The sequence below is a fragment of the Desulfurococcus sp. genome (genome assembly GCF_038881575.1).
Lineage (GTDB): Archaea > Thermoproteota > Thermoprotei_A > Sulfolobales > Desulfurococcaceae > Desulfurococcus.
The window spans coordinates 151817-171078 of the sequence record NZ_JAVZPN010000002.1 but is presented as its reverse complement, the minus strand read 5'-3'; the positions used below and the strand labels follow the sequence as shown (position 1 = coordinate 171078).

The window sequence follows — 19262 nt, the reverse complement described above, 5'->3', positions numbered from 1 at the left end:
GGTGGTAACATTTATTATCCATGGTGTGCCACTGCAATCCTTCTCAGAGAAGTTTATGATTAATGGGTTGAACCTTATGCCTTCTAGCTCCCTCGCCACCTCAACTATATCTACGCATTTATCACTATGCGTGATTATCCCTCCATCTCTTGGCATCAGATCCCTTAATTCCCCGCCCTTGATGGTGTAGAAGGGGATGTTGACTACTGGTACCCCAGGTACTTTATCCCGGATGTTCCTGTGATCTCTTGATGTAGATGTTACAATAAGTATCCCTATACCCCTTCTATGAATCTCCATGATGGATTCAACGGCGTCGTCTTCGGGCACGCTGTTGTGTTCGATGCTTATGAGGAGCCTCACTCTATGTTTGCCCGCGCGGATATCGTCGAGGAAGTTCCTGAGGTCTTTATCCACTTTACCAGCGTATACGATGGCTTCACCGTGTGATGGATCATATTTTTCTACTCTAACTACAGGTAGCCCGGTTCCCTGTACGATATCCTCGATCATTCTGCAGTAAGCCGGTGAGGCCTTACATATTAGCTGGACCGCTATGGTTCAACACCCATTCACAGTATATAAGGATCCCGGAGACCATATTATATCCTAAACACGATTTATCCGTCACAGATTACACAGGGGGTTTATTTGACGGTACACGGTATGAGATATGGGGATGGATGCCTGGAGGTCAAACGGACAGGCGAGTACCTCTTGCTAAGCGGTTGGAACTACTCAATAGAGATACGCCCCCGAATCGTGACCGTCAAGGGGTTTAAGAGAGCTGAGGTCAAAGAAATCTATGATTCGAGAAAGAAAATAGTGTTCATATACCATGACGTGGTGAAAGAGCTTGGAGAATGCAATGATGTAGTAGAGGAGATAGATCTAGGGGACTACCTAGTGAAAGTTACAAGCTTATTCACCGGGCACTACATAACCATAGTCGCACCGGGCTATACACTCATAGACTACATAGTTGTCACTGGTGATCAAACGCTCATAATCCTGCAAGGAAAGAGAAACGTATTCCTCGAAGAATATAGAGATACCGTCACCATATATTTAAACTAGCCTTTTGCTACTGTTTTGGTTTTCATGTGTGTTTATGTTGGTTGATATCAACTTTGCTCAATGCTCTTAGCGCTACTAGGTATGCTGATGCTGTATGCCTGTCTAAACCATGTCTCTTCATAACTTCATCGTGTTCTTTGGAGTTTGTAGTCCCCCTCGGGTCTACGAGTACTACATGCAACCCTTCTCTCAAGCTCCTCAATATTCCGTGTAGCAGGAGTTGCCTCTTAGCGAACTTGCTTATCTTCCTGTTAGCCGTGGGATTCTCAGTAAACCTCTTCCTCTTTACCTCGTAGAGGTTCTCGAAAGCAACGTAATCGGCTCCAATTCTAGCCACGTATTTGATGGCTTGGCCTAGAGCATTTAACCTGAGATACCCCGCCTTCTCTCTTGGGAACCCTGGTCTAGTGGCTTCCGAGAACCACAGAGTCTTGAGTGAAACGATGTTACCGCTTCTATCAATAACTATAACGTTAATTCTATCGCTATTCAGGTCGAAACCTGCTACCAATCCATATCCAGGTGGTTTTGGCGTTGAGAAGTGTTTTAGGTATAGGTGTAGAGGTATTTGAACGTGTATTCGAGGATGCTCCCTAAAGCTTATGACAACACCATAGCTCTCCTCTCTCCTGCCCGCCAGCTCCTCTAACTCTTTCAGCAACGGTATGTATCTCTCGCCAAAGAATGCTCTACCCTCTAGCCACCCACCCCACGGGTCTCTGATTTTAACAACTACATGATTTTCCCTAACGTGGATTCTAATGTTTCTGTTCCCGCCGTCGAACTTGTTTCCCCTATTAGCAAACCACATCCTCTTAATTTCCGCATGAATTACTCTCCCGGTCTCTACCTCCTTCTCCAGCAATCCCTCGACAATAGTTCTTGCCTGTTTCAGAGCCGTCTCTAGATATATGTAATTGGGTAGGATGTTGTAGAGGGCTTTCACCAGCTCTTCCACACTCTTCCCTTCGAACAAGTACTTTATGCTTCTCCTAACAACCTCTCTATATGCCCAAGCTATCCTAGCTACTCTACAAGGGTCGTCAAACTCTATTCCGCCGTTTATTGTAACGTGCTGAAACTTCTCTAAGACCTTCTTTGGCGCTATGATTCTAGGAGTCGTCTGGCAGAAGGACAATTACTATCACCTCTTTACCAGCCATACTCTCGGCTTTGTCCCTGAGGCTCTTAGGGATGTAGATAGCATACCTCTTCTCCCCGTACTTGTCCTTGCCAGCAGACGATATCACAGCCCTAAACACTAAGTGAGCCATGTAGTGCTCCCAACAAGTATAAGTAGCAGAAAAGCTTATAAAGATTTCTGGCAAAACCATATATCGGAGGGCGACACAGTGAACTCGATGAGCAATGCGAGGGGGATGGAAGCCGCCCGAGGAAGCTCTCCACGTCCCCGAGGGGAGCCACGCTCCCGTAGGCGGCGTGGAGAGAAGACAGGGGGGATGAAGGCGAGCGGTGATATCAACTAACATGAACCGCTATGAAACCAGAACCCCCAAACATGATCACATTTTACAACAATATAACCACGATTATATCTCTCTGCATTTATACAACTAGGTAGAGGGGAGTAGAATGGCTCACATAGACTTGGTCAAATACCCATTTGTAGCTGGCCCCAGCGACTTTAGTCCAAGCAGGTTTGGACTACCCCGGGACACTGATTTCTCAACGATTATATCGATAATCATTAGAGGCGCCCTCGACAGGCTTCGCGAAATATTTCCACTAGTTCTCACAGATATCCTCTCAGAGAGAATGCGGGTTAACACGAAGATTTTCATGGATGAATATGAGAGTGTTGCATGCTATAAGCTTCTTCTAGCGGTGGCCAAATCCATCGGGGATAGGAAACTAATTAATAGGATCGCCCTGGCATACGCTAAGTCAGCGAGGAGAAGTCTCTTCAAAGAGGATGACTCCGTTATCCTCTCCATAGCATCAAAAATAGGTCTCCACCTAGTGTACGTCGAGAATCCACCTGCGCTCTCGGTATTCACTAATACTGGTGGGGGGAAGAATAGGGCTAGAGGTGCATTCTTACCGCTTAACTATTCCCTCCCGGTGATAGAGTTCACGGGGATCGTGGCTGAAAGGCTTTCACAGGACCCCGCATACTCTTTAGAGAATAACGTTGTCTCGGAGGGGAAGGTTTATATGAATAAGAGAATGATTCTAAGGATCCTTGAGGAAGCAGTGATCAAGCATATAATCACCGATGCCATGTCTATGGATATTAGTTCACTGAATATACCTCTCCAGGACTTCATTGATAAGGCTAAGGAGAAACTAGTAGATGCCGGATGGTTTAAATCCATCACTGCGAGAGGAAGCATGGAAACTGGTGAAGTAGGCGGCCTGATCCCCGAAGCCCTTCCACCATGTATATCTAGGATAATTGGTATCGTTGAGTCAGGAGGGAACCCGAGCCATGAGGAGAGGTTCAACCTCGCAGCATTTCTAGCTAATATAGGTCTCGACGTGGATTCTATACTGGATTATTTCAGGAAGACACCGGATTTCAATGAGAAAATAGCCAGGTACCAAGTAGAACATATCTCGGGTATGAAGGGTAGTAGGAAGAAGTACATGCCTTACAGCTGTGAGAGAATGAAGTCTACGAATATATGTCCTATAAGTGATAAGTGCAGGGGCGGCAGGAACCCGTTGTCTGTATACAGGTATAATTTGAGGCATGGTTTAAAGCAGGGAAGATGACATCATAGTACTTCTTGATGAACCAGTTGATCACGGAATATACTATATATAAGACCGTGGAGACAGCTATTATAGTGAAAATAATCGAATCCATGCCTGGCTGTATATACCTGGGGGGCACTCCTTTCTCACTCTCCACTGGGCTTCCCCCTGTATTCATGGGATTACTTAGATTAAACCATAGGATTTCACATGGGGTCTTCATACTATAATATATGGTTAACCCATTGACCGTGGAATACCTGGATAACTCTATATTAGAGCTGATGTTCACCATGGGGTCGAATGGACCGGCCTCTATGAAACAGTATGTGGGTTCATCAAATAATATAGTTATGGAGTTATTTGTTGAATTTATACGGGGAATGCTACTTGAATTACCCAGTGGGCTCAGATACACTAATATGATGCTGGAGGTGATCGAGGAGTTCAGAGGTCTTAAGTCTATTACTTCTCTCTTTACGATATCATAGAATACATCCTGGTAATTATTCAGCATCAGTGTTAATGAGTAGAAGAAGGCATCGTCCCCGGTACTTCTATTATTATATACTTGCGTATAGTATACCGCTATCCCTGATAAGGGCTCGTAATATAGACTCCAGAAGCTCGAGTAGATGGTGTGATTAAGCGTTAAGAAGGGGTTACCGCCTACTAAGTGTACGGTATCTACGTCTAGCCTCGTGATACCTGTCATGGTGCCTGTTTTATATATGTTGCCCAGGGCTATCTCACCATTCCTGATGAATAAAACCAGTGGTGGATTAATACACTCGTTCCCTTGCAGCTCAATACTATTACTCCATGAACCCAGTTTTTTCACCCAGTCTTCTGGTAGCTGCGTCGACCCCGTTACAGATACTACATCAATGTATATACTACACGCGTAAGGTGTTAGCTCAGGACGTGTGAACGAGATGTTTTCTTCAACCTTATATGTTATTGAAAGTGAAACCGGGCTTGAAATATTGAGGCCTATGACGTCTTTAACGAATTCACCCATGAGAGATAACTCCATTACTCCCTCGTAGATAAGGGTTTTCTCCACTAGATTACCATTGCTTCCCTGTGCCATGGGGATTATAAGTAATAGTATGGCCAGTACGCTGATCATGCTGCATACTATTCTAGGCGTCTCAACCACCATTAATATATTAACTGTAACCAAGACTATTATGGCTTATTGTTTTAAGGGTTGCCCTAGATAATAGTGTTAGGGTGACCTAGTTTGAGCAGGGAAGAATATGAAATAAGCCATACATCTACAGTAATATATGCTAGACTACCGGACGGGAGCAAGGCATATATAAGGTACAGCGTTGAAAACAATGTCATGAAGCTTATATCCACATATACTCCTCCCCAGCACAGGGGTAAGGGTATAGCAGGGAAGCTCATGAAGTATGCTGTAAAACTAGCCAGGGAGAATAAGTGGCTTATAGAGCCGATTTGCAGCTATGCCGTATACTACTTCATGAAGAACCCCGGGGAAAGAGATGTATTATTGGAGAGATACAGGGGGTTAAGTGATGAAGAATGGAGGAGGCTGCATGAGGAAGCATTAGCAAGGGAGAGAAGCAATGAAGGTGATAGTTAGATACATGCTTTGGTTAGAGAGTAAGGCAGGTACTAGGGAGGAGGTTATAGAGTTGAATAAGGGAAGTACTCTAAGAGGACTCTTAGAGATTGTTAGCGAGAGGCATCCAGGGTTAGCTAAGTATATTAGTGAATTACTACAGGGTGCATCGCAGATTATAGTATTACATAATTCGAAGACGCCTGGGAAAGGCCTTGACACGGTTCTGACGGATATGGATACAGTTGTCTTAATGCCTCCTGTATCGGGTGGTTGAGGGAATATTTTTAAATCACTTAGCCTATGACTATCTGGATAGATGTGTTTACGGGTGTTGGACTTGAGGATACCCAAGGTCATAACGACGTACTGCCCTAAATGCAGGACCCATACCGAGCATAGCGTGACGATATATAAGCATGGTAAGAGGAGGAGCCTCTCTGAGGGAGAGCGGAGATACGCTAGAAAGAAGAAGGGTTATGGTTCGAAGAGGAAGCCGGAGCAGAAGAGGTTTGCCAAGGTAACTAAGAAGACCGTGTTAAAGCTGAAATGCTCGAAATGCGGGTATATAATACACAGAGAGGGCATCAGACTTAAGAAGGCTGAGCTAGTCGAGGTGGGCGGGCGTTGAGGAAGACAAAGATATTGATACCTGCCCCGAGAAGTAGGTTCTACAAGGTTATCTGTAGGATCTGCGGTGCCGAGAACATAGTGTTCAGTCATTCAACATTCCCAGCACGTTGCAAGGTTTGTGGAACACAGTTGGTTCAACCTACCGGCGGGAAAGCCAGGATACTCAAGGATAAAGCCGAGATAGTTGCCGAGCTGGGCTAGTTTTAACACCCTGAATATTTATTTATTTCCTCTTCTATGATAATACATGGATATTAATTAACGGGGGTCATGGGTTTTGAGTAGGGATCAAGTGATTGGATGGGGCCTGCTAGCAGCATCGATCATTATAGTGTTAATCTATGCCTACATATTATTCCTAACACCGTATTCAGGGCTATTAATGCAGTTAACGCTACTAATAGCTGTTGCGGGAGTCTTCGGAATACTTGGATGGATAGGATACACACTTGCAACAACACCACCTCCTAAACCCATTGAGGAGATAGAAAAGGAGATCGAGGAGGAGCTGAAGAAGCTCGAGGAGGAAGCAAAGAAGGAGAGTAGTGGGTCGCAATCCCAGTCCAGTTAGTTTTCAAAAACAGGTTTTTCTAATCTTGTATATTCATGAATTAGTTGGCATCTAGAGGAATCCTCGGCTGGTTTAAAGTATGTTTTATACACTTGGTTTATAAGTACTGTATATTATCTTTTATCACGACCGAGCTGATTTAATTATGCATGAATATAATATGAATATAACCAGTATCATCGTGTTTGCATTACTGCTTATAGCAGTCATTACTGCTTCAGCAGGGTACTCAATGTGGTATGACAGTTTGAAGGCGAACGTTTATATTCATATAAGGAAGCAATATCTTGAAATAGGCTCCTGGAAAGTATTTGCAGCAAACGAGTACGTGTGTAAAGGCGTGGATGACGTGGTTCCTTCAACTGATAATAGGTCACTCATGATTTATATAGATAATGCATCCACGGTATGGGTTGGACTCGTTATAGAGAACAATGACGTGGTTACAGTAACCCTAAGGAATATCAATGCATCAATAGCCACTTATGAAGGCTTAGTAAATCCCGTAATACAGATATACATCTACCCCCCGGTTAAAACAGGTATTGGAAACAAGCCTTATTGGGGAGGAATAAAATGCAGTAACCTGCCTGTTCCAGGATATATTAGTAATTCGCTTAACATCGATGTCGAGGCGGGATTCAAGCTCGTTTCATGGATTGAGATAGTAACGGGCAATATTGGTAACTATACCGTGAATATATCTATCAATTGATAATATAAAGACAGCGTATTAAGTAATTATTTAGGTTATTTAATATAAATGTATAAACAATACATAAAATTTATTAAGATGCAAAATACTATTTTAACTAATACCATACCCGGTATTCTATCTTGTTTTGTGTGCGTGTTAATAATGGTGGGTAAGCAACATAGATCACATATCGACATTGTGGAATCTATCCTAGAGCATTTACGTAGGGACGGGAAAAGCATTAAGACCCATATACTATATGCTTCAAACCTTAATACCATAGTACTCGAGAAGTATTTATCAATGCTCATTAGGAAAGGCTTCATACTGAAGATCGGTGATGCTTCAGAGTACACACTAAGTAGTAGTGGTGCAATACTCTTAGAGAGGATAAGGAATGTAAAGAGAATGCTTCTAGAGTGTAATGAATGCAATAGGTCAGTGGAGGAGTTAAACGCGGTTATAGAGCGTAATCTAGGTGGTATGGTAAAGACGCATGAATATAAAGGGTACAAGGGTATATCTGGGGCTTACCACTGTGTCTATACTATTGAGCACTCATCAGGGAGCTATATTGTTGACGCTGTATTAAGCGGTGAACCAGATATACTTGTAGAGGCATGTATAAGGATGCTTGTGATATCCACCGATATAGGGGTTCCTGCTATACTGGTAGTTAAGGGGTCTGCTGAGAAACGCGTTGTCATGGATCTCCTGGGAAAAATAAGCACATCAAAAATAATGGTATTATCTATGTAGTTTGCCTCATGAATTTTAAATATGTATGTTAGATATGTAATCAATATAGCTTAGATATTTAATAATTAAAGCATAATATGAAATCCTTGGTGCAGTAAAATGAAAGCATTAAACACCGTAATGGGAATAGCCCTTGCAGGGCTAGCAATCCTAGCATTAGGAACAGCTATAGCAATGTGGTATGAAACACTACTAGTAAACACGTATGTCGAGACAGGAGAAGTCAAGGTAGCATGGGTCAACTGGCAATGCAGTGATACAGGCCCGGATCCACAGTTACCAGACTCAGCCTTTCATAACGATGAACAAAAAGACGTGGCTCAATGCATTGTGGAGCCTGAAGTATACGATGATGATGGAAATGTAGTGAAAGTAAATATAACACTCGTGAACGCGTATCCCGGTTATAACCCGGTTATAACCCTCACAGTGGAGAACGTTGGTACGATACCTGTTAAACTCTTAAACTATGGATTCACTAATGGCGGATATGATGACTCGGCCTTAGATGTTACTGTCACAGTACCCGAGGACACCCAGCTCCATCCAAGTGATACACATGACATAACAATTAATATAACGGTATTACAGGATGCCAGCGAGGACACTACTTACAGCTTCGAGCTTGAATTCACATATGCACAGTGGAACGAGGTCACGTAGGTAACACCAATCACGACAGCTAGCTAACTAATTCATGTCGTACTAGGGATTATTAATGCATATTTTTCCAAAAGGGGCAACAGGGCTCATACCCAGACCCATTTAACATATGGCATTAGGTGTATTAGATATGAATAGAATACATGCAACAGTATTAGCCGCCCTATTAATCATAGCAGGACTACTGCTTGGAGCATCAATGTGGCTGAATGTATTAAGAGCAAACACGTATGTTGACACTGGTGAACTAGACTGGGAGTTCGTGCGGGGGCCAACCATATGGCTGGATGCATGCGGGCTCCAGCCAGGTCCCGGACCCTATGGGGGTAATGACTGGAATGCTACATATCTGCCTTCACCAGGTGCTCTCCAGCTTGATAAGGATGTGGGGTGCACTAATGTAACATTAATAGATAGTGATGGCGATGGAGACAGGGATACCATGAATGTGACATTGTATAATGTTTATCCATGGTATTATACCCACATAGCCATGAAGGTCCACAACGATGGATCAATTCCATTGAAGATATGGAGAGTAATAATAGATGGACAATACTACTACGAGTTAAATGAGCAAGTGCTACAGCAGGGTGTCGAACTAGATTTAAACAATGATGGAGCAGCAGATATATTGATCTGGTGGGGAGACAACTTCGGTGTTCAGCTCCATCCCTGTCAATCAGCTGATATAAGCTTTGATCTAACAGTGCTACAGGATGCTCCACAGAACACAGTGCTTAGTTTCACTATAAGCTTTCAAGCTGTTCAGTGGAACGAGTACAGTGTCCCAGCTCAGTCTCCATAAGTCGAGTACAGGGTGGCTTTAATTGAATAGTCTTTTTTCCCGTAACACTTATATAATTTCCTTGCTATTTTATGCATCGTGGATTATTTTCATGGCTTTATCAAAGCTTACTGGATTACTCTACGGGTTCTCCTATTACTTGATTCCATCCTCAATAGCCGTTATCCTTGTAGGCGTATTCAGTGCCTGGATGCCTGGAGCCCGTAGTGATTTAAGTTTATGCTCCTATATAGCGTTTGCCTCAATACCCATCTCCTATATCGTTATAGGGCTTCTAACAGGCTTCGGCGTAAATACTCTCACATCAAGTCTTCCCCAGTATCTTGCCTCGATCTTCTACTATGCTTCCTCAGTAACCCTGATAGAATCCTCGAGGAAAATTATTCTCACGCATACACGAGTAGCCTCGAACAACACTCTGTTATACGCTACCTCGGTGGCTCAGGGCTTAGCTTATATGTTTCTCCTGGAGAATATTGATGCCTCGATATCAGCTGTGACGAAGGCTTTGTACTGGGTTACATGGGGGATCCTTGGCACGATTGCATACATTAACAACGGGTTTAAGGCATCCCTAGGTTTATCCCTTACACAGGTATCAATGTATAAGCTCTCGCCGGTGCTTCCATTAAGGATAAACGTGTTTCTAGCATATCTCCCTCTATTGATCTCAACCATCCTTATTGGGTTACTACTATACATGGATCATACTGGAGCAGTAGCTAATAATAGAATACATGGAATCCACAGGCGCGAACCCACTTATCCTTCACTTATTCTCCTAGCAGTAGCATTGCTCTTCGTGGTCTCTTTTCTACAGGGCTACAGGCTCCTAGTGATTTCCTCGGGAAGTATGACCCCAAGCCTTGGTATTGGTGATATAATAGTTATTGAGCCCAGGAGTATCCAGAGCATCTCGGTTGGAGATATAGTGGCGTTCTCTAATGGAGTAAATATTATTGTGCACAGGGTTGTAAATGAAGCCAGTGATGGTGGCTGCCTGGTTACACGGGGCGATGCAAACGATGTTAATGACCCCTTATGGGCGTGTAGTAATACTATACTGGGTAGAGTGGTTTTTAGAGTTCCCTATATAGGCTATCCATTCCTCATCGCCGTGAGTGCTATAGGTAGTGTTTACTCTGTTCTTTTCCTGGCTTCATGTTTATTATGTTTAACCTTTATTATTTATATTGTTAAAAATATGTTGAGGTATACTTATCTTGGCGAATAAGTTACTAGTGAAAACAATGAGTATCCTAACTATTATACTTATCCTGGCGCTTGCCGCAAGCATCGTAGTTATGGCTGTATCCTACAGGATCGAACCCTACAATGTGGTTGAACACGTGGTGAAGTACGCCGATATAAATGGGGATACATTGTTCACTACGGGTGTGAAGCCATCTATAATATATGACAATGCCTCAGTAATCTCCTCCAGCAGGGTCTTTCTCTCACTAGCACAATACTCCCTCTACAGGTTGAATGCTAAAGTAGTAATATACAACAACACTGAGCATGGTGAAGCAACCAGTATCGAGTGTAATATTAGTGCTTCGGGTGTCTTAAGATCCTCCCTATGGAGTAAAGGCCTCGAGCCCGAGTTAACGCTTTTCTGTAGTCCTGGGAGCGTATATGTGAATGGCTCGGTTAATATAGAGGAGATATTGGAGCTGGCTTCACGCATCGACAGGGAGATCTCCTCTGCATCCTTTAAGCTTGACTACATGGTTGACATTAATGCCTCTTATACTGTTAAATACTCTGATGGATATACTGCTGTCTATCAATACAATCCCATAATACTATTCAGCATCGATAAACCAAACAACATATTATCTGCATCATCATCGAATACTAGCAGTAGCGAGATCAGGTCAATGAAAAACATCGTGGAGAAAAACATGCCTCCGCCCTTTAACTTTATAAGTATTTACTCGGCAAGAGTATTTACACTATACTCAACCCCCATCCTAGCTGTTCTCACCGGGGCACTGCTCTACTTGAATAATCAGCACAAGAGAGTAAAGCAGGATATTCAGCACAGGCTACCTAGAGTGGCTCTTGATAAATCAGTATTCAAGACCATACTGGTTGAGAGAGAGGAGATAATATACATGCTTGCGAAGAAAGGCTACGGGATCCCAGTAGCCAGCATAAGCGGTGATGAAATATACTTGCTGACAGGCACAGATGTACTCTATGTTTACAGGATATCTCATGATCGATCCTAATCCATGGTCTGATCTCGCCCCTGTCATGAGGGGGAACTGGATCTTTTTCCCAGTTGCAGTATCACTGAACGTGTTTATTAATCCATTCTATTATATCCTCCAATACCTTCAACCATTCCGGCTCGTTGAGAACTTCATGACGCATTCCCGGGTATATCTTTAATCCCTTATCGCTTACACGTAGCCTATCATATAGTCTACGACTGCCCCCGGGGTTCACTATTCTATCGTTTTCTCCATGTATTATCAGTATCGGTGTATCTATCTCTTCAACAATCCTCCAGATCTCCTTAGATGCCCTGTATAATTCATATATTAGCTTGAGAGTCGGCTTCTTTAACACTAGTTCATCTCTGATGTATTTCTCCCCGACGCTTGGATCACTTGATAATAGTCCAGGATCTATCGGTAAATCTACCCTCTTCCTTGGGCTTAGCATACTTATTAATTCAAGGAGGATTCTCTGTAGAACTGGGTATCTAATCAATGTAGCGGCTCCGGTGACGACAGCGGTTTTAACCCTCCCGCGTCTTTTAGCCAGGTAGTGGAGGACGATTAACCCACCCATACTATGTCCTAATAGTATAGTGTTCTGTATGCCTGAGTCCCTGACTGCATAGTCTATGAATGTGTCTAAGTCATCTATGAACTCGTTAAAGCTATCTATGTAGCCGGGTTCCTCTCCCCTGCTCTTGCCATGTCCTCTTAAATCATGGATGTAGAATGCATACTTGTACCTACTTAATGCCTCGCCTACATGCAGGTATCTTCCGCTGTGCTCCGCGAATCCATGTACACCAATTACGAGTCCCCTGGCTTTGTCCTCTGGTAGCCAGCTCCTATAGAAAGCGTTTAATCCGGTGGGTAGTTCAACATAGCCTTCCTTATACATGGCTCCCACATATATGTATCATCCTTAGCAAATATATTAGCTTCTACTACCCGGGTTCTTTGATACTTAAATTCTTTAGGTGTTGATCTAGATATTAGGAGGTACCGGTCTTGAGTGATGGCTATATTTTATCCATAGATCAAGGCACCACAGGCACCAGGGCAATCCTCTTCAATCATGAAGGTCTACCTGTTAAAATGGCTTACAGGGAACATAGGCAAATATATCCGAGGCCTGGCTGGGTTGAGCATGATCCCTTAGAGATATGGGTTAACACGAAGTATGTTATCAAGCAGGTTCTCGAGGGTAGCGGTGTTAATCCAGGTGAAATTAAGGCTATAGGAGTCACGAATCAACGGGAGACCATACTCCTCTGGGATCCCGAGACAGGTAACCCCGTCTACAATGCTATTGTATGGCAGGATAGGAGGACGGCTAGGGAGGTTGAATACTTAAAGAGCAAGTATATAGATCTCATACGCTCTAAGACCGGGCTTGTACCCGACAGCTACTTCTCTAGCACTAAGATATGGTGGATCCTAGACCACGTGCCTGGTGTAAGGGAGAAAGCGGTAAGTGGCCGGGTTATAGCCGGCACCATTGATACATGGATTATATGGAATCTGACAAGGAATTCAAGAGATGTGTTAACACCAGAGAAGAAGGGGGCTCATGTAACCGATTACTCGAACGCTTCTAGAACCATGCTCTTCGACATACAGAGGATCGATTGGGACAGGGAGCTACTTGAGGTACAGGGTAGAATACCCTTGGAAATACTCCCGCTTCCACGCCCCTCAAGCGATAAAAGTCTTTACGGCTATGTGGGCCCGGAGATCGCTGATGAATTATTCCATGGATACAGGATACCTATAGCTGGAGCTGTGGGTGATCAACAGGCTGCATTATTTGGTCAAGCCGGATTCGAGAAAGGCGATATAAAGTGTACTTATGGCACCGGGAACTTCATACTGGTTAACACTGGGGCTACACCAGTTTTCTCTAAGCATGGATTGATCACAACGATCTACTATAGCATTGAACCAGGTAAAGCAGTATACGCCCTAGAGGGAAGCATATTTATAACCGGGGCGGCGATGCAGTGGCTACGCGACGGGTTAAAGATAATAGAGGTCTCAGCCGAGGTCAACCCGCTTGCAGAATCAGCGAGCGATACAGGTGGAGTATACTTCGTCCCAGCGTTCACCGGCCTAGGTGCACCCTACTGGGATCAATACGCTAGAGGCCTCATAATAGGTATAACAAGAGGTACCGAGAGAAAGCACCTGGCAAGAGCGGTACTGGAATCCATAGCCTACTTAACCAGGGACGTTGTTGAAATAGTGAAGCTTGAAACAGGTTCGGAGATAAAGGTCTTAAAGGCTGATGGCGGTGCATCGAGAAGCGACTTCCTGATGCAGTTCCAAGCGGATATATTGAATGCAAAAGTAGTTAGGCCAATGGTGTATGAGACGACATCGCTTGGTGCAGCATATCTAGCAGGGTTAGCCGTCGACTACTGGAGGAGTATTGATGAACTACGTAGATACTGGAAGGCCGAGAAAGAGTTCGTCCCGAGAATCAGTGAGGAGATAAGGGAAAAGCTCTACAAGGGGTGGAAGGAGGCTGTTAAAAGGGCGTTAGGATGGGCTCGTGAAGTACCATGGGCCTATGGATATGAGTAAAGACGTTTAATCCCTCGCCTGGTTATAGACTGGTCATAGATTACGGGGGTTTCATGAATGAGGATAGTTATCATTGGAGCCGGTGTAGTAGGGTTATCCATTGCAAGAGTCCTCGGCATGTACAAGGGACTAGATATAGTTGTTGTTGAGAAAGAGCCCGATGTAGGCTGGGGGGCCTCTAAGGCTAATACGTCTATAATTCACCCGGGACACGAGGAAGACCCTGAGTTACACCCTCTTAGAGCGAGGCTCTGCGTGGAAGGTAACAAGCTCTGGCGTCAATGGGTTAAGGAGCTGGATATACCGGTAAAGTGGCCTGGTGAACTAATGGTCTTCACCAACAGCGAGGAAGAGAAGGAGGCGTTGAGATACATTGATATGGCCAGAAGAAACAATGTACCAGGAGTTAGGGCAGTATATGGAGATGAATTAAGGAGGCTTGAACCAGCTATAAACCCGATGGCTGTAGGGGCAGTATATGCCCCCACAGCTGGTAATATATCGCCTTTTGAAGCCGTCGCCGCGCTAGCCGAGAACCTTGTTGAAAACGGTGGAAGAATACTCGTGAATACACTGGTTAAATCGGTGAGGATTAAGGGCAAAGCTGTTGAAGGAGTTGAAACAAGTAGAGGGTTTATTCAAGCCGACATAGTGATTAATGCTGCAGGTGTTCATGCCGACGAGATTTCCCACAGCGCTGGTGTCGAAGAGGACTTCGTGATAAAGCCTAGGAAAGGTGAATATATAGTATTTGATGAGGACACCAGCGTTAAACCCTTAAGGCTCCTGCATACAACACCTACAAGTTTAACCAAAGGAGTTTACGCTATCACGACAACCGGGGGAGACTTACTCATAGGTCCTACAGCAGTGGACATGCCATACGAGATGAAAGATGATACCTCAACAACACTTGAAGGCATCGAGTATTTACTCAGGGAAGCAGGTAAACTACTGAGAGAGGTACCTCCTAGATCACTTATCACAAGGACATTCGCCGGTGTAAGACCTGAGCCTCCACATGGTGAATGGCTGATTAAAGTATATGAGGAGCCATGGGGCTTCATCAACGTCGCCGGGATAAGATCCCCAGGGCTCACAGCAGCCCCTGCAATAGCATATTACGTAGCAGACATGATCTCTAAATCATACGCGGTAAGCCTGGAGCGCAGGAGTGACTGGAAGCCTTATAGAAGAGGATTCCCTAAGCTTCACGGTAAATCCCTACGGGAAATAGATGAACTAGTATCGGTAAACCCTGATTACGGCGAGGTAGTATGCTACTGTAGAACCGTATCAAAGGCGGAGATACTTGAAGCGGTTAAGAGGATTAAAACCATAGGGGCACAGGTAACCCTTGACGGTGTAAAGTTTAGGACTAAAGCTGGATTCGGCAGGTGCCAAGGCTCCTTCTGCAGGTGGAGGATAGCGGGGATTATCGCTGGGTTAGAGGGTATGGAGGTGCATGAAGTCGTAGTCAAGAGGGAGAGATATGGTCTGGGAGATGTCAAAAAGATACTGAGAGAGGGGGCCTAGCATGGAGACCCTTGTATACGATGCAGTCGTCATTGGTGGAGGTCCTGCCGGGATAGCCTCAGCAATAAAAGCCGATAGCCTTGGCTTGAAGACTGCGCTAATAGAGAACAGGGATATACTTGGGGGAATACCGCTTCAATGCATACATCCCGGCTTTGGAATACACTACTTCAAAGAGGATTTAACAGGCACAGAGTTTATTGAGAGATTGATCGATAAACTCCGCGTATCCAGTGTAGATGTATATACTAAAACCCATGTCCACTCGATAGATGTAATAGCCCATGATGAGAAAATAGTGAACACGGTTAGAAGAAGCGGTGTCACACGGTTTGTAGCAAAGACGATAATATATGCTACTGGTGCAAGGGAGAGACACCTATATGAAATAGGAGTAGTAGGAGATAGACCCGGCTCAGGCATCTATACAGCTGGCGAGGCTCAGGCCTTAATGGATATCTATGGTGTCCTCCCTGGTAGAGAAATAGTGATAATTGGCTCAGGCGATGTAGGGCTCATAATGGCTAGGAGATTCAGCCTGGAAGGAGCCAGGGTGAAAGCTGTAGTAGAGATGCTCCCGTATCCAGGTGGGTTAACTAGAAACATTGTGCAGTGCCTCTACGACTTTAATATACCTCTTTACCTAGGACATGTGGTTACAGGGGTTAAGGGGAGAAACCGTGTAGAGAAAGTCATAGTGGCTAAAACCGGTGAAAACGGTAAGCCATTGAAAGAAACAGAGTTCGAGATACCCTGCGACACTGTGGTGGTTGCAGCTGGGTTAATACCCAATGTAGGTTTACTCGAGAAAATAGGGGTTGCAATGGATCCCGCTACTAGGGGGCCTATTGTAAACGAGCTCCTCGAAGCATCTATCCCCGGTGTATTCGTAGCAGGTAACGCGCTCGTTATAAACGATCTAGTAGACTATGTCGTTGAGCAGGGTGAGCTAGCTGCTGAAGGAGCTAAGCTATTCATAGAGAATAATGGGGTGCCCTCAGTAGACTGGATTAGAGTCGAGAAGGGCCGGAATATAAGGCTAGTTGTACCACACTATATCAGCGGCGAGAGAGACGTGGTTATTTATGCCAGGGTTCAGCAACCAGAGAGAAACGTGTATGTCTCGATCCCTGAGATAGGGTACTTTATAAGGCTTACTAGTGTAAAGCCGGCTGAGATGCTTAGACTATGGATACCTAGAAGAATCCTCTCCAGGGTTAACACTAGAAGGATAACACTGGAGGTGAAGCCGGCTTGACTACAAGGGAGTTAACCTGTATAGTATGCCCTATTGGGTGCACGCTAAGAGTAACAATCCTCGGAGATGGCAACATAAAGGTTGAGGGAGCTATGTGTCACAGGGGAGTGGAGTATGGTAAGCAGGAAGCAATCCAGCCTAAGAGGATAGTTATGACGGTTGTAAAAGTAAGAAACGGCGAGTTTCCAACAGTATCAGTTAAAACAAGTAAACCAGTGCCAAAGGAGTGCATATGGAAGGTTATGAAGGCAACAGCTAATATCGAGGTGGAGGCTCCGGTGGAAATAGGTGATGTAATAATGAAGGATATATGCGGAGCCGACCTCGTTGCCACAAGGAGGGTTAGGAGAATTATTTCATAAAAGGATTAACCGGGATTAAGGTTTTATCTCTAGGTAGTTTCTGATTCTAACTGGGTCATTCACTATGGCCTCATCAATTAACGAGGCTATTTCCCTGTATAATGAATAATCGTATTTATATTCCTCAGTATCCCATGCAACAATCCTGAGACCTAGTTCCCTGGCTTCCCTAACATATTCCTTGAACACATTGAACCCTATGACTAACGGGGCTACCACAGGGAGGTTGACACTGTAGAGTTTTATATTTCTATGCAGCTTTAATGCTTCCCTGGCTTTCTCAAGGCTTTCAACATTTAGTGCAAGCCTTAAACTGGGATCTAGTTTCCTGAACTCCACTAGTACATCCTCGATGAAGCTGAGGAAGACAACATCGCTGATTCTCTTATGCTTGACGGTTGCCTCATACACCTTATGGACGGCGTCAATATCTTTTACTTCAACATATAACCTGTATCCTTCTGGAACAGCCCTGTACACGTCTTCCAGTGTAGGTATACCCTGCCCCATTCCGAGATACAGTCTTCTAATTTCTTCAATGGTAGCGTTCTTTACATCTAGTTCTACCCCAGCTACTCTCATTGTTGATCTATCATGGATCACGACTGGTACTTCATCCAGGGTTAACCATACATCCAGCTCTACTCCATGAGCACCATGGAGTAGAGCACCGAGAAAGCCGGCAATGGTGTTCTCAGGATATTTAGCGGGAAATCCCCTGTGACCTATTATAACATGGTTTAAAGCCATACCTGACCTCCCCTGCCCTTAAGGGTGGGGTGTTCTGCTGTAAACTTAATTAATTTGGATCATAAATATATCTATTGGTGGGGATCTTGTGGACTCTACTACTCAGTGCAATAATACTCTTTATACTCCTTGAAATACTACTAGCGTATATTGCATCCGTGAAGCTGACTAGACCCCCGAGGAAGACAGGTGGATGGAATCCTGGAGACCTAGGGTTACAATACACTAGTATTGATGTAGTTACAAGGGATAACACCAGGTTAAAGGGATGGCTTATCAAGGGTGGCAAAGCCTCCACAATCATAGTACTTCATGGGTATACGGCCAGCAAATACAATGAAACCTACATCAAGCCTGTTGTAAAGCTTCTCAGCGATGAGGACTATAATGTCCTAGTATATGATCAACGAGGACATGGCGAGAGCGAGGGAGCGTACACTACACTAGGCTATAGGGAGGTTGACGACTTAAACGATGTCATAGAGTGGCTTAGGAGGAATCATCCTGAGATCGCTGGGAAAATAGGTGTTATAGGGTACAGCATGGGTGGCGCGGTAGTATTAATGCATGCAGCCAAATATGGTGGTGTAGATGCCTACATAGCTGACAGCCCATACATCGATGTGTTCGAGAGCGGGAAGAGATGGATTAAGAGGAGTAAGGAGCCGCTTAGAAGCATGCTTCTCCTAGTATTCCCCCTGATAGTCAAGTTTACTGAGAGTAGAGTAAGAGTGAAAGGCGAGGAGTTAAGGCTCTATAAGTACGCGAAAGCATTGAAGAATAGTAGGATACTGGCTATAATTGGTAGGAGAGATGATCTTGTCAACATAGGCGAGGTCACTAAGTTTGTTGAGGAGGCTAGACAGGCTGGTGCCGAGGTAGAGCTATGGGTAACTGATTCAATGCATGTGAGGAGTATTGTCACTAATCCTGGTGAATACCGTGAGAAAGTCACAGGCTTCCTAGAGAGGTATGGGTTATGAGCCAGGAGAGAACAGGATTGGTAATTCTAGCCCTAGCAA

23 protein-coding genes and 1 pseudogene are annotated in these 19262 nt (G+C 44.4%); 18 read left to right on the top strand and 6 right to left on the bottom strand.

The window, feature by feature from the left end:
* Window positions 1-513: pseudogene (locus tag QXV08_RS02680) on the bottom strand (hypothetical protein); the annotation flags it as partial.
* Between the two features lie 138 nt (window positions 514-651).
* Here QXV08_RS02680 and QXV08_RS02675 point away from each other — a divergent pair.
* Window positions 652-1077, top strand: a complete 426-nt coding sequence (locus QXV08_RS02675; RefSeq protein WP_342784678.1) for a hypothetical protein — start codon at window positions 652-654, stop codon at window positions 1075-1077.
* Window positions 1078-1099: 22 nt separating this feature from the next.
* On the opposite strand, the gene QXV08_RS02670 is transcribed toward QXV08_RS02675, so the two are convergent.
* Together QXV08_RS02670 and QXV08_RS02665 are read right to left on the bottom strand one after the other, a co-directional pair.
* The gene (locus tag QXV08_RS02670) at window positions 1100-2215 is read right to left on the bottom strand and encodes a hypothetical protein (RefSeq protein ID WP_342784677.1); all 1116 of its coding nucleotides are present in this window, start codon (window positions 2213-2215) and stop codon (window positions 1100-1102) included.
* Window positions 2190-2351: a hypothetical protein gene (locus tag QXV08_RS02665; RefSeq protein WP_342784675.1), complete on the bottom strand. Its 162-nt coding sequence runs from the start codon at window positions 2349-2351 to the stop codon at window positions 2190-2192. Before QXV08_RS02665 ends, QXV08_RS02670 begins: the two co-directional genes overlap by 26 nt.
* 319 nt (window positions 2352-2670) lie before the next feature.
* On the opposite strand from QXV08_RS02665, the gene QXV08_RS02660 reads away from it, so the two are divergent.
* Window positions 2671-3813: a DNA primase gene (locus QXV08_RS02660; RefSeq protein ID WP_342784673.1), complete on the top strand. Its 1143-nt coding sequence runs from the start codon at window positions 2671-2673 to the stop codon at window positions 3811-3813.
* Here the strand turns inward: QXV08_RS02660 and QXV08_RS02655 are convergent.
* The gene (locus tag QXV08_RS02655; RefSeq protein ID WP_342784671.1) at window positions 3728-4981 is read right to left on the bottom strand and encodes a hypothetical protein; all 1254 of its coding nucleotides are present in this window, start codon (window positions 4979-4981) and stop codon (window positions 3728-3730) included. The two genes, QXV08_RS02660 and QXV08_RS02655, sit on opposite strands and share 86 nt — an antisense overlap.
* A 60-nt stretch (window positions 4982-5041) precedes the next feature.
* On the opposite strand from QXV08_RS02655, the gene QXV08_RS02650 reads away from it, so the two are divergent.
* From QXV08_RS02650 to QXV08_RS02600, 11 genes are all read left to right on the top strand, one after another.
* Window positions 5042-5410: a GNAT family N-acetyltransferase gene (locus tag QXV08_RS02650; protein WP_342784669.1), complete on the top strand. Its 369-nt coding sequence runs from the start codon at window positions 5042-5044 to the stop codon at window positions 5408-5410.
* Window positions 5394-5666: a MoaD/ThiS family protein gene (locus tag QXV08_RS02645; RefSeq protein ID WP_342784667.1), complete on the top strand. Its 273-nt coding sequence runs from the start codon at window positions 5394-5396 to the stop codon at window positions 5664-5666. Before QXV08_RS02650 ends, QXV08_RS02645 begins: the two co-directional genes overlap by 17 nt.
* Before the next feature lie 63 nt (window positions 5667-5729).
* Window positions 5730-6020, top strand: coding sequence for a 50S ribosomal protein L44e (locus QXV08_RS02640; RefSeq protein ID WP_342784665.1), 291 nt, complete (start codon window positions 5730-5732; stop codon window positions 6018-6020).
* Window positions 6017-6223, top strand: a complete 207-nt coding sequence (locus tag QXV08_RS02635) for a 30S ribosomal protein S27e (protein WP_342784663.1) — start codon at window positions 6017-6019, stop codon at window positions 6221-6223. Before QXV08_RS02640 ends, QXV08_RS02635 begins: the two co-directional genes overlap by 4 nt.
* A 76-nt stretch (window positions 6224-6299) precedes the next feature.
* On the top strand, window positions 6300-6593 hold the full coding sequence (locus QXV08_RS02630) for a transcriptional regulator (protein ID WP_342784661.1): 294 nt from the start codon (window positions 6300-6302) through the stop codon (window positions 6591-6593).
* Between the two features lie 145 nt (window positions 6594-6738).
* The gene (locus tag QXV08_RS02625; protein WP_342784660.1) at window positions 6739-7308 is read left to right on the top strand and encodes a hypothetical protein; all 570 of its coding nucleotides are present in this window, start codon (window positions 6739-6741) and stop codon (window positions 7306-7308) included.
* 144 nt (window positions 7309-7452) lie between these two features.
* Window positions 7453-8049, top strand: coding sequence for a winged helix-turn-helix domain-containing protein (locus QXV08_RS02620; RefSeq protein WP_342788372.1), 597 nt, complete (start codon window positions 7453-7455; stop codon window positions 8047-8049).
* Window positions 8050-8148: 99 nt separating this feature from the next.
* Window positions 8149-8712 carry a hypothetical protein gene (locus QXV08_RS02615; RefSeq protein WP_342784656.1) on the top strand — a complete coding sequence of 188 codons (564 nt, stop codon included), beginning with the start codon at window positions 8149-8151 and terminating at the stop codon, window positions 8710-8712.
* A gap of 130 nt (window positions 8713-8842) precedes the next feature.
* Complete coding sequence (locus QXV08_RS02610) at window positions 8843-9520, top strand: hypothetical protein (protein ID WP_342784654.1); 678 nt, start codon at window positions 8843-8845, stop codon at window positions 9518-9520.
* Window positions 9521-9542: 22 nt separating this feature from the next.
* Window positions 9543-10754, top strand: coding sequence for a signal peptidase I (locus tag QXV08_RS02605; RefSeq protein WP_342788049.1), 1212 nt, complete (start codon window positions 9543-9545; stop codon window positions 10752-10754).
* Window positions 10744-11757 (top strand): hypothetical protein, encoded by a 1014-nt coding sequence (locus QXV08_RS02600; RefSeq protein WP_342784650.1) that lies wholly within the window; start codon window positions 10744-10746, stop codon window positions 11755-11757. The genes QXV08_RS02605 and QXV08_RS02600 overlap by 11 nt, the downstream gene beginning before the upstream one ends.
* 61 nt (window positions 11758-11818) lie before the next feature.
* On the opposite strand, the gene QXV08_RS02595 is transcribed toward QXV08_RS02600, so the two are convergent.
* Complete coding sequence (locus tag QXV08_RS02595) at window positions 11819-12649, bottom strand: lysophospholipase (RefSeq protein ID WP_342784648.1); 831 nt, start codon at window positions 12647-12649, stop codon at window positions 11819-11821.
* A 110-nt stretch (window positions 12650-12759) separates the two neighbouring features.
* On the opposite strand from QXV08_RS02595, the gene glpK reads away from it, so the two are divergent.
* The 4 genes from glpK to QXV08_RS02575 are packed head-to-tail and all read left to right on the top strand — an operon-like array spanning window position 12760 to window position 17490.
* Entirely contained in the window at window positions 12760-14334 is a 1575-nt protein-coding gene (gene glpK / locus QXV08_RS02590; protein ID WP_342784646.1) for a glycerol kinase GlpK, read from the top strand.
* Window positions 14335-14391: 57 nt separating this feature from the next.
* Window positions 14392-15870, top strand: a complete 1479-nt coding sequence (locus QXV08_RS02585; RefSeq protein ID WP_342784644.1) for an NAD(P)/FAD-dependent oxidoreductase — start codon at window positions 14392-14394, stop codon at window positions 15868-15870.
* 1 nt (window position 15871) lies between these two features.
* Window positions 15872-17128 (top strand): FAD-dependent oxidoreductase, encoded by a 1257-nt coding sequence (locus tag QXV08_RS02580; protein ID WP_342784642.1) that lies wholly within the window; start codon window positions 15872-15874, stop codon window positions 17126-17128.
* Window positions 17125-17490, top strand: a complete 366-nt coding sequence (locus QXV08_RS02575; protein ID WP_342784640.1) for a DUF1667 domain-containing protein — start codon at window positions 17125-17127, stop codon at window positions 17488-17490. The genes QXV08_RS02580 and QXV08_RS02575 overlap by 4 nt, the downstream gene beginning before the upstream one ends.
* A 15-nt stretch (window positions 17491-17505) precedes the next feature.
* Here the strand turns inward: QXV08_RS02575 and QXV08_RS02570 are convergent, their stop codons facing one another.
* The gene (locus tag QXV08_RS02570; protein WP_342784638.1) at window positions 17506-18240 is read right to left on the bottom strand and encodes a glycerophosphodiester phosphodiesterase family protein; all 735 of its coding nucleotides are present in this window, start codon (window positions 18238-18240) and stop codon (window positions 17506-17508) included.
* 77 nt (window positions 18241-18317) lie between these two features.
* On the opposite strand from QXV08_RS02570, the gene QXV08_RS02565 reads away from it, so the two are divergent.
* Window positions 18318-19223: an alpha/beta fold hydrolase gene (locus QXV08_RS02565; RefSeq protein WP_342784917.1), complete on the top strand. Its 906-nt coding sequence runs from the start codon at window positions 18318-18320 to the stop codon at window positions 19221-19223.
* The last annotated feature ends 39 nt before the right edge of the window (window positions 19224-19262 follow it).

Excerpts from the sequence above, each read along its gene's own strand:
- QXV08_RS02625 (WP_342784660.1), top strand. The coding sequence starts at position 6,739 with ATGCATGAATATAATATGAATATAACCAGTATCATCGTGTTTGCATTA.
- QXV08_RS02570 (WP_342784638.1), bottom strand. The coding sequence starts at position 18,240 with ATGGCTTTAAACCATGTTATAATAGGTCACAGGGGATTTCCCGCTAAA.
- QXV08_RS02580 (WP_342784642.1), top strand. The coding sequence starts at position 15,872 with ATGGAGACCCTTGTATACGATGCAGTCGTCATTGGTGGAGGTCCTGCC.
- QXV08_RS02645 (WP_342784667.1), top strand. The coding sequence starts at position 5,394 with ATGAAGGTGATAGTTAGATACATGCTTTGGTTAGAGAGTAAGGCAGGT.
- QXV08_RS02660 (WP_342784673.1), top strand. The coding sequence starts at position 2,671 with ATGGCTCACATAGACTTGGTCAAATACCCATTTGTAGCTGGCCCCAGC.
- QXV08_RS02610 (WP_342784654.1), top strand. The coding sequence starts at position 8,843 with ATGAATAGAATACATGCAACAGTATTAGCCGCCCTATTAATCATAGCA.
- QXV08_RS02615 (WP_342784656.1), top strand. The coding sequence starts at position 8,149 with ATGAAAGCATTAAACACCGTAATGGGAATAGCCCTTGCAGGGCTAGCA.
- QXV08_RS02665 (WP_342784675.1), bottom strand. The coding sequence starts at position 2,351 with ATGGCTCACTTAGTGTTTAGGGCTGTGATATCGTCTGCTGGCAAGGAC.
- QXV08_RS02620 (WP_342788372.1), top strand. The coding sequence starts at position 7,453 with ATGGTGGGTAAGCAACATAGATCACATATCGACATTGTGGAATCTATC.
- QXV08_RS02595 (WP_342784648.1), bottom strand. The coding sequence starts at position 12,649 with ATGTATAAGGAAGGCTATGTTGAACTACCCACCGGATTAAACGCTTTC.
- QXV08_RS02585 (WP_342784644.1), top strand. The coding sequence starts at position 14,392 with ATGAGGATAGTTATCATTGGAGCCGGTGTAGTAGGGTTATCCATTGCA.